Annotated in this window: 1 protein-coding gene; it reads right to left on the minus strand. The window is 60.8% G+C overall.

The annotated features are described in order from the left end of the window. Positions 1 to 304: 304 nt before the first annotated feature. Positions 305 to 1,510, minus strand: coding sequence for an integrase core domain-containing protein (locus tag YU9_RS0138250; RefSeq protein ID WP_027577395.1), 1,206 nt, complete (start codon positions 1,508 to 1,510; stop codon positions 305 to 307). Positions 1,511 to 1,590 lie beyond the last annotated feature (80 nt).

Here is a 1,590-nt window from a genome sequence, read left to right on the forward strand (position 1 = left end):
TGTCCAGACCGGAGACATTGGTCACAGATCGTACCTAAGACATGGGTGGCAACCTCGTGCCGAACGGGTTGTCGAGGGGTTGCAAGGTCATTTACTCCAGGGTCGATCTAAGCTGACGCCGAACGCATCGATTTGGTGCGTTACGGCGTGACGCATTCATGGCATGGCCATTATTGCTCGGTCCGCGCTTTCGCCGTCAACCCCGCGCGGCAAAAGCCGCGCCCCTACGGGCTTCGGGGGGTGACCGCTCAGCGCGGCCAAGCAACTGGCTATCATGCCAAGCATGCAGAAAAGCGCGTCTCGGTCAGAGTGCCGAGGTTGTACCTGAGACATGGGTGACGGGGTTCGGGCCGAATGGGTTGTCGAGGGGTTGCAAGGTCTTCTGCTCGAGGTCGAAATATCCGAGATCATAGTGCATGAAGCTGACGAGCCAAATGCCCTCATCGACCTCTTTGATTCCAAGCTTTTGACCGGCCAGCACGACAGAGATGTTGATCTTCTTGCGATGCAGGCAGAGGCGCCCGCAATTGGTGACGAGTACGTCGCGATCGTGGAAGGGATAGGTCAGGTCCGGCAGACCGCTATAGGGACGCGGTGAGGCTGTGTAGAGCTCGGCGGGGCACTTCATGTTGAGCGCCTCATGCGGGCGCTCAGTGTTGAACTCGCGCAGGAAGGCCTCGAAGCGTTCCTGTTGTTGCAGGCTGTTGAAGCCTGGCGGGCGGGTTGCCTCTTTCTTGAGGGTCAGATGCATGCGCTCGTGGCGGCCGTTCTGTTGCGGATGACCTGGCTTGATGCGCTCGATCGCGATGCCGAGCCTGAGCCACCAGACCGAAAGCTTCGACAGATTGAACAGGGCATTGGGACTGGCAAAGGGGACGCCATTGTCAGAGCGAATGGCACGCGGCAGCCCGCGTTCGCGGAACAGGCGCTCGAAGGCGGTAATTGCAGGGTCTTCGCGGGTCGAATCGAGCGCCTCGCAAAGCAACAGGAAGCGCGAGGCATGATCGCTGACCGTCAAGGGAAAGCAGTAGCGGCCATTCCCGAGCTTGAACTCGCCCTTGAAGTCGGCGCACCACAGATCATTGGGGGCCACCCCTTGTGACAGGAGCGTGCCGTGCGCGCGGTGGCGCGGCCCGCCGCCGCGTTTGACCAGGCCGTGGCGATCGAGCACCGCATGAATTGTGCTTTTGGCCGGCACGCGGACATCGCCGTCGAGCCGCCTCACCAGGAGCTCGCGGATCTTGCGCGCACCCCAATGCGGCTTCTCGGCTTTGAGCTGGACAATCAGGGTCTCGATCTGAGCCGGCAACTGGTTGGCATAGCGTATCGGGCGTCTGGAGCGGTCGCTCAGCGCCTCAAGCCCGTGTGCCTTGTAGCGAGCGAAAATCTTGTAACCGGTCTTGCGGGATATGCCGAACTCCCGGCAGACCTCTGTCATGGCTTCCCCATCCAGAAGCCGGGCGACAAAACGCAGGCGCTCTTCCATCACCGAACTCGCTCTCCACGGCATCCACACCTCCCGCAGAACAAAAGCGGAAAGTGTAACCCATGTGTCCGGTACGAAGTGTCACCTATGTCTCGGGTCGCTCA

Origin of the sequence: Bradyrhizobium sp. WSM1743 (assembly GCF_000473065.1) — a bacterium.
Lineage (GTDB): Bacteria > Pseudomonadota > Alphaproteobacteria > Rhizobiales > Xanthobacteraceae > Bradyrhizobium.

Bases quoted from the DNA above. Each gene is read 5' to 3' on its own strand.
- YU9_RS0138250 (WP_027577395.1), bottom strand. From the start codon at position 1,510: ATGCCGTGGAGAGCGAGTTCGGTGATGGAAGAGCGCCTGCGTTTTGTC.